Below are 12,906 nucleotides of genomic sequence, written 5' to 3'. Positions count from 1 at the left end.
AAGGCCGCGTTAAATCGGTTCACGATCATGTTCGATGAGCGCATGCCGCAGCTTTAAACGATTTCCCGTTTACACAAAATCGCGGATACCCCCCTTAACCAATGCCATCCAGGCTCTCGTTATAGCCACCCATTAATATCATCCGCTCCAGTTACGAAAATCAAGTACTCACTAAACAGCCACAGCAACCAGCCATCCTGTTTCCAGGTGATCATGCCAAACGCGGGCACTTCGATTTCCGCTCGCCTCCCCCGCTTCTGCCAGCCCCAAGCCCAGCCGTTTACCCATCGCTTCGAGCGCCGTCCATAATTCGAAGAAGCGCCGCTGTTGCGCCGATCCACTCAACTGATTCAGCGCCTTGCAGTCTTGCGCGCTGAAATACAGCGCGGCGACATCGTCCATTTCCGGCAGTTCGTATACCTGCTCGATATCCACCCCCACTGGATGATTGCGGGATAGCGCAATGGCGCACCAGCCGTCGCGGAGCGCGAGGCTGAAATGCAGCTGAGGGTGTGCGGTGCGGCAAGGGCGGGTTTGCTGGAGATGCTTTGGATATTAATGGGGAAAAGTGGTTGATATGCCAGTTTGCAGCAAGGTGGCAAGCGCCTCGGCTGCCACCGGATGCCCGAAATAATAGCCTTGACCCTCGTCGCACTGTTGGCCCAGAAGAAATGCGTACTGTTCCGCAGTCTCCACGCCCTCTGCAATGACGCTTTGCCTGAGGCTTTTACCCATGCCGATCACGGCGCTGACGATGGTGGCATCGTCCGGATTGCTGGTTATCTGGTTCACGAATGACTGGTCGATCTTCAGGGTATCGATCGGAAACTGTTTAAGGTAACTGAGGCTGGAATAGCCGGTGCCGAAGTCATCGATCGCGAGCTTTACGCCCAGACCTGCGAGCGCATGCAGCATGGAATCGGTAGAGGCGGCATCGCGCATGAGCACGCTTTCGGTCAGTTCGAGTTCCAGATAGCGCGGCTCCAAACCCGTATCCGCTAGGGTCGCGCGTACATTTTCCAAGAAATCCTTGGCGCGGAACTCGATCGCGGAGGTGTTGACTGCGACGGTGATCGGCTGTAAGCCCGCATCCTGCCAGGCCCGGGCCTGGAGGCAGGCCTCGCGCAGCACCCAGCGGCCTATCGGCAGGATCAGGCCACAGTCTTCGGCGATGGGCACGAACTGCGCTGGTGGCAGCAGCCCGTGTTGCGGATGCTGCCAGCGGATGAGCGCCTCGACGCCGACTATCGCGCCGCTGTGAAGATTTATTTTCGGCTGGTAGTGCAACACGAATTCCTGCCGTTCCAGCGCGCGGCGCAGGCAGGCTTCGATGGACTGCCGCTGGACCGCCCGGGCATTCATGTCCTGCTCGAAGAATTTGTAATTGTTGCGTCCATTTTCCTTGGCATGGTACATCGCGGTGTCCGCATTCTTGATCAGGGTTTCCGCATCCTGGCCATCGTCGGGGTAGATGCTGATACCGATACTCACGCCGATATGCAGATCGTGCCGGTCGATGGAGTGAGGCAGCGCGAGCGCCGCGAGCATCTTTTGCGCAGACAGCGCCGCGTCTTCTGCGTGTTCAATATAGGGAAGCAGCAGCACGAATTCATCCCCTCCCTGGCGGCTGACGGTGTCCGAGTGGCGCACACACCCCACCAGGCGTTGTGCCACCGACTGAAGCAGTTGGTCGCCAACCGCATGCCCCAGCGAGTCGTTGATATGCTTGAATTGATCCAGGTCCATGAACATCACCGCCAGTTGCCGGCCTTGACGACGCGCCAACTCAATCGCCTGGCCAAGCCGGTCTTGCAGCAGTATTCGATTCGGCAAGTCAGTGAGCACATCGTGATGGGCCAAATGATCCAGCTCGACTTTAGCCGTCTCGACTTGTTCGGCCAGTTTGTGAGCTTCAATTGTAGCGGTGACCAGATGTGCGTTCACTTGCCGCAACCTGATCATCTGATCGTCGGACGCTGCCTGTGTCATCTCTGCCGCGCGAATTTCCCGCTCGCGCGCAGTGGCGGCCCCTTCGCGCACATGAGCTTCTCCTTCCCGTGCCTGCGCCGCGCCCTCGCGCAGATGGGCAGCGTCTTCACGCAAGCCGGCAGCATTTTCCCGCACATGCGCGGCATCTTCTCGCGTAGAGGCCAAGTTCTCGCGTCTGAGAACAGCCGCTTCATCGTCAATGACAGCGCTTTCCCTGCGCTTCCTTTCTTTTTCGAGGCCAGCGGGCAACCTGTCTTTGCCCTGGCTAATCCCACCCGGCTGACCTAGGTCATCGACATCGGAAGCACCACCATCATTGTCGTTTCTGTTCATCGCCACACTCCGCTGCCATGCAGAGGTAAGGCTGCAATGGCCGTCAGGATTTGCTCCGGCAACTGCAGCGCAGCGTCCGGATTGTCCAGAAGACTGATGTTAAGCATTACCGGCGGGAAAATCATCATGAAAATCCCGGGGTGATCGCCCCATCAAATTCAGTTTCAGCAAGCCCCAGCGCCAGGTTCAGCGTATCCATCAACTCGTTGAGTTTGATTGGCTTGGTGAGATAACGGAAGAATCCTGCCTCCAGACCTTTCTCGATATCGTGGCGCATTGCGTTGGCGCTCAGGGCAATAACTGGGATGTGCGCGGTGACCGGATTTTCGCGCAGCAGATGCAGGGCTTGAAAACCGCTGATGCCAGGCAGATTGATGTCCATCAGGATGACATCCGGGAGATGGAGCTTTGCAAGGGCTATGCCCAGATCGCCATTGCGCGCGCTCAGCATGCGCAAATGCGGGTACCTTTCAATGATTTGTTCGACCAGCATCAGGTTGGCCGGATTGTCTTCCACATAGAGCAGGGTGCGCGGCGCTGCGTTCGCTTGAACCTGGACAATCTCTGGAGGCATTGTCTGTCCGGAAGCCAATTGCGGCGCAACGTCCCGGATCAGTTCAATCCAGAATTCGCTGCCCACTCCGACCGTGCTTTCCACGCCGATCGCCCCTCCCATCAGCTCGATGAGTTGCTTGGTCACCACCAGGCCAATGCCCGTCCCTTGCTCGGCACCGTTTTCCTGACCGAGACGATTGAACGGCTGGAATAGCTGCGCCAGCTTTTCGGGAGGCAGACCTGCACCGCTGTCTTTGATGCTGATGCGCAGGCGTTCCGGAGTGCTCGCGCTGCACGCCACCACAACGGTTCCCTGTTCGCGGTTGTATTTGATCGCGTTGGAAAGCAGGTTGATCAGCACCTGCTTTACCCGGGTTCGATCGGCATTGACAAACCAGGTGTTGTCGAACGGCATAAAATCCATTCGGATGCCGCGTTGTTGCGCCTGGGGCTCTATCATGGTTTGGCATTCACGCACCACATCGATCAGCAGCAAGGGTTCTCGCGACAGCGTTAGCTTGCCGGATTCAACCACCGCGAGATCGAGGATTTCGTTGATCAGTTCCAGCAGATACCATCCTGCCTTGATGATCTGGTGCAACCTGACCATCTGCACGTCGGTTGGCGGCGGTGAACTGGCTTCCAATAACTGGGCGAAGCCGAGAATGGCATTGAGCGGCGTGCGCAACTCGTGGCTCATGCTGGACAGAAAATCCGATTTGGCGAGGCTGGCTTGTTCCGCCACCAGCTTGGCATTCTCAAGTTGAACTTTGGTTATTTCGATTTGTTCGACCAGCTTTTGTGCCTCAATGGTCGCAACGACCAGGTGTGCGTTGGCTTGCTGCAACGCCATTATTTGATCGCCGGATGCTGCCTGGGTTGCCTCGACCGCGCGAATTCCCTGTTCGCGCGCGGTGGCCGCCGCTTCGCGCAGATGAGCGGCTTCTTCGCGAGCAGTGGCCGAGCTCTCCCGATTTAGAACAGCCGCCTCATCGTCAATAACAGCGCTTTCCCTGCACGAGATATCTTTTTCCAGGCTGGTTGGCATGCCCGCATTATGCTGGCCAGCCACGCCCGGTTGACCCCGGTCATCGATATCGAAAGCGCCGTCATTGTCACTTTTGCTCATTGGCTTCCTTGATCATCGAGACGTTCTGACTATGGGCTGACCGTGGGCCGGCCCGACATGATGCCATCATATCCAGACAGTGCCGCGCCAATAACGATGCCTGCGTCGCTAATGTCGAACAAACGAATGTCCTTGCTGTGCGCGCTGCCGCGGACTTTCACGACCGAGAGGACGCGTTTGAACTGGCCGGCGATTTCGATATAGCGCTGCACGATAATGGCGTCAGCGAGAAACGCGCTCCCGAATGGGCTAAAGCGCAAATCGGTATAACGGTCTTCCAGTTCGGAGGTCATCAATATGGTCACCCCCATGGAGGTCAGCTCGGCGATCATCCGGTACAGCGATCCGCGAAAATCTTCTTGAAACTCGGGTGCCAGTGCCAGCTCGAATCCGGACAGGGAGTCAATGACGACGCGTTTGGCCTGCTTTTGATTAATCATTGCTATCAAATCATTCAGGGTTTCGTCAATCGACAAATCCAGCGAACGGGTGTCGATCACCCCCACTTGCCCCGCCCTGACCAATTCATGCAGCTGATTGCTCAGTAGCTGGCTCGGGCTCTTCTCAAACGCCGCAATCACTCCCCGCTCGCCGCGGCGCACGCCTTCGGCAAGAAACTCCGTCGCCAGGATGGTTTTTCCGGAGCCGGACGGCCCGACCACCAGTAGCGAATAGCCGGCAGGCAAACCGCCACCCAGCATTTCATCCAGGCCGGGTATTCCCATCGAAACACGTGTCTCGCCCATGGATACCTTGAGGGCTGATCCAGTCGCTTCCCCCTGCTGGATGATCGCGCGCGGAAAAACCTGTATGCCCGCATCACTGATACGGAAGGTATGCAGGCCCGGCGCCTGGGCTTGTCCCCGCATTTTGACCACTTGCATCTTGCGCACCATGGAATTGCGGTGCAGATTTTGCGACAGCCAGAGGATGCCGTCCGCCACGGTAAACACCGGGCTGGACTCGGCTTCCGGCAGTAAATATTCACCGATCAGGAACGTGGTGGCCTGCCAGCTGGTCATTTGCATGCCCAGATGCTGCACGAAGCGTTGCAGCTCGGATGCGCCCTGTTCCGCCTGCTTCGCCGACTGCACCACGGATCGAAACGAATCGACAAATACCAGGCTCGGCGAAAAGTCTTTCACTTCTTCGGCAATGCGTTCCAGGACGCGGTCAAAATCTCCTTCCAGGAGGTCCTCAGACAGGTTGATGAAGCGAATCGATTGATTGACTTTGGTGATGTCGAAAAACGGGAATTGCTGTTGATAACGCAGCATCTTCAATGCCGGTTCCCCGAGTACCGTGAAGTACAGCGCCCGGTTATCCGGGTTGGCCAGTGCGAACATGATCTGGTGAGCGAGCGTGGTTTTGCCGCTTCCCGGTGTACCGGCAATCAGGTTGAACGAGAATTCCGGGAGGCCTCCACCCAACAGATTGTCCAGACCCGGCACGCCGGTTGGCAGACGCCGTATGCTTACCTTGTTACTCATTTGTGAACTCCTTGCCGGCACTATCCGAAGCGTCATTGCCCCAGGCCGAACGTAAAATACTGGTTGTTAACGGCTCGCCTATTAACGTGGCCAGGATGTCGGTGAATGTGATCAGTAGCAGACTATTTGCTGCGCCGGCTTGCGCAGGCGTTTGTCCAGCAAAGCTTGTTTTCAATTGTGCAAACCGCTGATCCTGCCGGGATGACAAGTCGGCAGGAGCGAGCCAGGGAAAGCTTGCCTGGGTAAGGAATACGCTACGCGCGTAAAGGGAATTGAAACCCCCTTCACCGACAATGGAAATGATTTGGATGGCCATCTTCCCCCAAAGGTCTATCGCGGCGTCCGCAACTTTTTCGGGGGGCTGTGCCATGAGGCTGTTAATTTTCTGATGCCGCAACAAATCACTGGTTGCCATAAATAAATCTCAATAATGGGTCGATATCACGACATTGGTGAAATACGGCCGCTGTTTCAATCCGTAGTCATTATAGGTCTTTTACCTGACTGGGTACGGCATACACTTTCACTTCGACCGTGTGCGCTTGCCGATCGTCTATCAACGGCAGGCTGTTGTCGTGTTGCTCGGCGCCATCCAGCGTCACGCTGATTGCGCCCATCCTGTCTTGCGTTTGCACGACTTCGATGTGGTAGACCGTTTCGCGATAACGATAGTGGATTTTGAACGACTGCCACGCCGCAGGCAGACACGGGGTGAAATGCAGTTTGTCCACGTCCAGTCTCAGCCCGAGCAGCGATTCCACGATCAGCCGGTACATCCATCCCGCCGATCCCGTGTACCAGCTCCACCCGCCGCGGCCGACATGGGGCGACACCGAGTACACATCGGCTGCGATCACGTAGGGTTCAACCTTGTAGGTCGCCACGCCCGCCGCATCGCGGGCATGGTTGAGGGGGTTGATCATGCTGGTGAGTTCCCACGCACGCTGGCTGTCGCCCAGGGCTGCGAACGCCATGGCAGTCCAGATCGCGCCATGAGTGTACTGGCCGCCGTTTTCACGCACGCCGGGCACGTAGCCGCGGATGTAGCCGGGGTCGAGTTCGGAATTGTCGAAGGGTGGATCGAGCAACTGGATCAGTCCCGAATCGCGCCGTACCAGGCGCTTGTACACCGCATCCATGGCGCTGTGCGAGCGCTTGGCATCGCCTGCACCGGACAGTACGGCCCAGCTTTGCGAGATGGAATCAATCTGGCATTCGGTATTGCTGGCCGAACCCAGCGGCGTGCCATCGTCGAAGTAGGCGCGCCGATACCACGCGCCATCCCAGGCATTTTTCTCGATGTTCTGGCCGAGCTTGGCGGCTTCTGCATCGCACAATGCGGCGAAGTCGGGGTCGTTGTGCAGACGCGCGACCTTGGCGAACTGTTTCAGCACCTCGCACAGGAAAAATCCGAGCCAGACGCTTTGGCCCTTGCCCTGCAGCCCGACCAGGTTCATGCCGTCGTTCCAGTCACCGGAACCCATTAGCGGCAGGCCGCGATCGCCGAAGCTGAGCCCGTGCTGAACGGCGCGCACGCAATGCTGGTACAGGCTGGCGACATCTGCGGATTGGCCGGGCAGATCGTAGTAGGAGTCGTCGCCGGGGGGGACCAGACGGCCTTCGAGAAAATGCAGCGGTTCATCCAGCACCGCAGCATCGCCGGTACCCAGAACGTAGCGGCTTGCCACCAGGGGCAACCACAGATAATCGTCGGAACAATGCGTGCGCACGCCGCGACCCACGGGCGGATGCCACCAATGCTGCACATCGCCCTCCCTAAACTGGCGCGACCCGCTCAGCAGCAGCTGCTCGCGCATCAATTGCGGCTGGGTGTGAATCAACGCCATGACGTCCTGCAACTGGTCGCGGAAGCCGAACGCCCCGCCGGACTGGTAGTAGCCGGTACGCGCCCACAGGCGACAGGCGATGGTTTGATACATCAGCCAGCCGTTGCTGAGTACGTCGAGAGATTTATCCGGCGTCTCGATCTGCACTGCACCCAGGGTATGCCGCCAGTGCTGTTGCACGGCCTCGCGCACTGTCCGCGCGACACTGGCGCCACGAAAGCGCGACACCAGCGCATTGGCGTCACCGGTATTGAGCCCGAGCCCCAGCCTGAACACAATCTCGCGCGTTTCTCCATCGCCCAGCTCGAATTGAACCTGAATGGCTGCGCACGGGTCGAGGGCAGCGCCCACCTTGCCCGACAGGCGCGCGCGCAGCATCGCCGCCGGGCTGGCCAGCGTGCCGTTGCGCCCGAGGAACTCGGCACGATCTCCGCTCAGCGTCAGGGCTGCGTCGTCCGCATCCACATCGAAAAACGCAACGCGCTCGGGGAACTCGGTGTTATACGAGTTTCTGGCGTAGAGCGCTCCGTTATTGCGGGAGATTTCAGTGGTGACGTGCATCACCGATTTCGACCGCAGATCGCCCAGCACCCACTCGGCATAACCCGTCGCCGACAACCGGCGTGGGCGACCCGATTGGTTATGCAGTTTCAGCACGGAGAACTTGACCGATGCATCCAGCGCTACATAAACCGTGAGCTCCGAGGAAATGCCATCCTCGCCATACTCGAACACACTGTAGCCGAATCCGTGGCGGCTGACGTAGGTGCCCGAACCGCGGGCAGGCAACGGTGTCGGCGACCAGAAGTGGCCGCTTTCTTCGTCGCGCAGATAGAAGGCTTCGCCGCCGGCATCGCTCACCGGATTATTCTGCCAAGGCGTGAGACGAAACTCGTGGGCATTCTCGCCCCAGGTGTAAGCCATGCCGTTTTCGGAAATGACCGTGCCGAAACCGGGATTCGCCAGCACGTTGACCCAGGGCGCCGGCGTCACGCGCTCACGCGTGGTGGTGATGACATATTCCTTGCCGTCGGGGGTGAACCCGCCCAGTCCGTTGAACAGGATCAGGTCGCGTGGCGGAACAGCCGGCGCTGCCTGCGGCAGATGGATTCGGGTAGGGGCGTGACGGGGAACGTAGGTTCCCTTGACGACAATGCGGTTCAACTGTTCTTCCAGCGTTCCCCGCGAATCGCTGATAATGGCACGCGCCACCGACTGGAACAAGATACGATCCTCGTCCGATATCTGGTCTGCGGAGCGCACAAAAATGCCGCCCGGCCGATCCATGGAATGGGCTTCGATACCCGCAGTTACCAGCCCCATGATTTGCTCCTGCAGCAATTGCCGGTAACCGGCGCGATCTTCGTTCCAGATCACCAGGTCCACCACCAGTCCCTTCAGGCGCCAGTACGCATGCGCCTGCACCAGTTGCCGCACCAGATCGAGATTGGCTACATCGCCGATCTGCAGCAGGATGATGGGTAAATCGCCGGAAATGGCATAACCCCACAGGCCAGATTGGCCGCGGTGGTTCCTCAGCAACACGCTCGCGTCGGCGCGCAGCGCGGCATTGGCGTAGATCACCGAACTGGCAAGGCGGCCATACAATTGTGCGTCTGTCTCGCTGGCATTGATCTGGCGCAGTACGACCTGGCTATGGGTCCAGGCCAGATCGAAAGCGCGACTGGCGAGCCGGCGATCCTGATATTTCTCGACCAGGCCGACTGCCCCTTCACGGTTTTCAGCAACGCCCGTCACGATATCGATGATCGCCGTCTGATCCGGATCGAGCGTGATACGGCAGCGGATGGCGGCAATCGGATCCAGTACGGAGCCGCAACTGCCAGACAGATCCGCCGTCTGCCCCTGCGTTGCCGTCGCGCTGTTCAGGGATTGGGGATTGGCCACCGTATTGCACCGGCCGATGAAGCGCATGCGATCCGTTTCATAAGAAACGGCCCCGCTAACGGCGCCGTGTACCCTCATCAAATGCAACATCCACGGCACCTGCTCACCGCGCGAACGCGCACGACGCGTGCACAGGATTGCCCTGTGCTCGGCGAGTATTTCAGTCTGCACAAACAGATTGCTGAACGCCGGATGCGTCGCATCCGCAGCGGGCACAGCCAGCACCACCTCCGCATAGCTGGTCACCTCGATGGTTCTGCGGATGCGCGAGCGGTTGGTCATGCTGACCCGGCGCAGTTCGATGTCATCCTCCGGCGAGACCACGATTTCGGTATGCGTATCGATGCCCTGATCGCGGCGGCGAAATTCGGCGCGCCCCTCGGAGAAGATGGCTTCGTATTTTTGCGCAGGCCTGAGCGTCGGCTGATGGGCGACTGACCATAAATCGCCGCTATCCGCATCGCGGATGTAGCAGAAGCTGCCCCAGTTATCGCGCGTACTGTCTTCGCGCCAGCGCGTGACCGCGAGATCCTTCCAGCGGCTGGAGCCCGCTCCGGCATTGGTGACCATGACGTGGTAGCGGCCATTGGATAATAGTTGCACTTCCGGTATCGGCGTATCCGGCGTGCCGAGAATGCGCATCGGCAGCTCCAGCTCTTTGGCAGCCGTGGGAATGTCGGATAGCTGGCCGGCATGCGAGAAGAAAGCTGTTTCCCTTGGAATACGCTCCTGCAGTAACAGCATGGTCGCCTGGAACAGCGGATCGGATTCGAAGCGGCGCTGCATCGGGCGATCCAGCAGCAGGTAGGCCAGGGACAACAGGCTCATGCCCTGGTGATGCGCCATGAACGACCGTACTATGGTGCTCGATTCGCCCCGCCGTTGACGCGATGCGGTGTAATCGATGGCTTCATAAAAGCCGAATTTTCCTTCCAGCCCGGCAGCGGCGAGCCGCTGCAGATTCTGGCACGCTGCTTCCGGTGCCACCATCAATGCGAGTACCGAGGCATAGGGTGCCACCACCAGATCTGCGGCGAGCCCGCGTTTGAGCCCCAGGCCCGGTACCCCGAATACGCGGTACTGGTAATTGAGATGAACGTCGACCGTGTTGTAGCCGGACTCCGACATGCCCCACGGCACCCCGCGCTGCTTCCCGTAGTCGATCTGCCTCTCCACCGCAGCCTTGTAGGTCTGATCGATCAGGGTGTTATCAAAGGTGGGCATCACCAGCAGCGGCATCAGGTACTCGAACATCGAGCCGCTCCACGACAGCAGAGCCGGTTCACCGCCGGCGCTGGTGAGCAGACGCCCCAGCGCAAACCAGCTTTCCTGCGGCAGTTGTCCCTGCGCAATCGCGACGAAATTGCACAAGCGCGCTTCCGAAGCCAGCAGGTCGTAGTAACTCATGTCGCGCCGCAGCTCATCCACGTTGTAGCCGATCGCCAGCAAACGGCGCGATTTGTCATACAGGAATTCATACTCCATGCGCGCAAACTCACCGGTTTGCGATACCAGACGCTCGATGGCCGCAATGCGCTCATCAGCGCGCTGGCCGGCCTGGCTAATGCTGCGTCGCAGTGCTTCGAGTCCTTCGCGTTGTTCAGCTGTCACAGCGGCAGTCAAGCGTTGCTCAATGACTGGCTGCAATCGCTGGCTGAGTCCTGCCAGTTCACGCAGCGTCGGTATCCCGCTGATATCGGGCAAGTCGCCAAGACTGTCCGGTGCGGTCGGCAACACTAGCCAGGGAGCGAGAAACCTCAACTCTTCCAGGGCGCTGCGGCATTGCCGGGCAAGCGTATGTGCCCACCAGTTTGCATCCGACTCAGAGGCCAGTTCGGAAATCACCGCACTGGCGTGATCAAGGGCCGGAGGGTGCACAGAATTCTCCCGTGCCTCCATGTACGCGTCTGTTTCTGCGCGCCACTGCGCCGCGGTAGCTGTCCCCGGGCTATCATTTTGAGCCAGATCGGCATCCAGACTGACGCTAACCGCCTCAGCACTCGCCACCAGTAGCGCCAGCTTCGAATGCACTGCTGCCAGCGTGGCTGGCCGGGAAGCGCATGCCGATTCGATATCGGCCTGCAAGCGGGTGAGCGCGGCCGAAGTGCCGCCGTGCGCAGCATCCACCAAAACCGCCAGCGTGTCGTGCAGCCCGTCGAACCAGCGCGCCCCGACAATCTTGTCGTCAGGCAGCGCGAGCAGACCCGGGCCAAGCGTCATCAGATGACCGGCGAGATTGCCGCTGTCCACCGCGGAAATGTAGATGGGATGCAGCGGTTTCAGCGACAACGTGTCGTACCAGTTATAGAAATGCCCGCGATGCCGTTCCATGCCTTGCATGGTGTGCAGCGTGTTCGCGCTGCGTTCGATGAGTATTCCGGCCGGGATGTAGCCAAAGTCGTATGCAGTCAGATTCGCCAGCAGGGCCAGCCCCATGTTGGTCGGCGAAGTGCGATGCGCCAGCGCGGCACCGCGATATTCCTGGTAGTTATCCGGCGGCAGCCAATGGTCTTCCGGCCCGACGAAGGTTTCAAAGAACGCCCAGGTCTTGCGCGATATTTTCTTGAGAAAGCGCGTCTGCTCGGCCGTCAGTCTTGCTTCGCGACGCGCAAGGGGCGTGCTGACCCACCAGGCGATCGCGGGTGAAGCCAACCACAGCAGCAGGATAGGCCCCGCGACTAGCAGTACGGCCGGCGACACCAGAATCAGGTAGATCACCGTCGCAGCGGCCAGCAATGGCGCAATCCACATCGCTCGATACTGGCTAAGCATATCTGTGCGAGTGGCGTATGCCGGCTCGCCGGACGGCGTCCATTCGAGGCGCCGGCGGTGTGTCACCAGCATGCGCCACAGCGTGCGCAGGATCGCATCAAGACTGATATACGCCTCATACGGCAGCCAGGCGAGCGTAAACAGCACCTGCACCAGATGTCCGCCCATGGAACGGCTTGCGGCGCTGAGATGCTGCTTCAGCAAAACGTCCGTCGGTTTGCGAAACATCTCCACCATGGCAGCACCCAGGGACGGAACCAGCAAAATGGAGATCACCACCAGGGTCCACAACCAGGCAGGTGCAACAAGCATCCAGCCAAGCAGCAACAACAGGGTCAACGCGGCAGGCGCGAGACTGCGCCGCAGGTTATCGAACAACTTCCATTGCGACAGCCATGACAGCGGATTTTTCTGGCGCCCCGCGCTCAACCCCGGCACGCTCGGCAATAACCACTCAAGCAGCTGCCAGTCGCCGCGAATCCAGCGATGACGACGATCCATATCCGCGCTGTAGCGCGCCGGGTAGTCCTCATACAACTGCACATCGCTGAGCAGCCCGGAGCGCGCGTAACAGCCTTCCAGCAGGTCGTGGCTGAGTATCCTGTTTTCCGGGAAGCGGCCACTCAATGAGCGCTCGAAGGCATCCACATCGTAGATTCCCTTGCCGATGAAAGACCCCTCGTGGAATACATCCTGGTAAACATCGGAGACCGCGCGCGTGTAAGGGTCGATACCGGCCTCGGCGCCGTGCAATCGGGCATAGTGCGAGCGATTCGCACCCGGCAGACTCACGCTCACGCGCGGCTGCATAATGCCGTATCCGGTGGTGACGCGTTGTTTGCGTTCATCGTAGTGCGGGCGATTCAGCGGGTGCGCCATGGCG

7 protein-coding genes are annotated in these 12,906 nt (G+C 59.4%); all 7 read right to left on the bottom strand.

Annotated elements, in window-relative coordinates; genetic code table 11:
• Window positions 1-171 precede the first annotated feature (171 nt).
• Complete coding sequence (locus EI185_RS16995; protein WP_124706341.1) at window positions 172-441, bottom strand: 4'-phosphopantetheinyl transferase family protein; 270 nt, start codon at window positions 439-441, stop codon at window positions 172-174.
• 114 nt (window positions 442-555) lie between these two features.
• On the bottom strand, window positions 556-2,322 hold the full coding sequence (locus EI185_RS16990; RefSeq protein WP_124706340.1) for a putative bifunctional diguanylate cyclase/phosphodiesterase: 1,767 nt from the start codon (window positions 2,320-2,322) through the stop codon (window positions 556-558).
• Window positions 2,319-2,450, bottom strand: a complete 132-nt coding sequence (locus tag EI185_RS18365; protein WP_262982408.1) for a hypothetical protein — start codon at window positions 2,448-2,450, stop codon at window positions 2,319-2,321. Before EI185_RS18365 ends, EI185_RS16990 begins: the two co-directional genes overlap by 4 nt.
• Complete coding sequence (locus EI185_RS16985; RefSeq protein ID WP_124706339.1) at window positions 2,447-4,006, bottom strand: ATP-binding protein; 1,560 nt, start codon at window positions 4,004-4,006, stop codon at window positions 2,447-2,449. Before EI185_RS16985 ends, EI185_RS18365 begins: the two co-directional genes overlap by 4 nt.
• 29 nt (window positions 4,007-4,035) lie before the next feature.
• On the bottom strand, window positions 4,036-5,496 hold the full coding sequence (locus tag EI185_RS16980; protein ID WP_124706338.1) for an ATPase domain-containing protein: 1,461 nt from the start codon (window positions 5,494-5,496) through the stop codon (window positions 4,036-4,038).
• The gene (locus EI185_RS16975) at window positions 5,489-5,911 is read right to left on the bottom strand and encodes a hypothetical protein (RefSeq protein ID WP_124706337.1); all 423 of its coding nucleotides are present in this window, start codon (window positions 5,909-5,911) and stop codon (window positions 5,489-5,491) included. The genes EI185_RS16980 and EI185_RS16975 overlap by 8 nt, the downstream gene beginning before the upstream one ends.
• A 70-nt stretch (window positions 5,912-5,981) precedes the next feature.
• On the bottom strand, window positions 5,982-12,906 hold a 6,925-nt coding region (locus EI185_RS16970; protein WP_124706344.1), incomplete at its 5' end, for a glycoside hydrolase family 94 protein.

The sequence above is a fragment of the Sulfuriferula multivorans genome, from assembly GCF_003851125.1.
Lineage (GTDB): Bacteria > Pseudomonadota > Gammaproteobacteria > Burkholderiales > Sulfuriferulaceae > Sulfuriferula > Sulfuriferula multivorans.
This window is presented reverse-complemented; position numbering and strand designations above follow the sequence as displayed.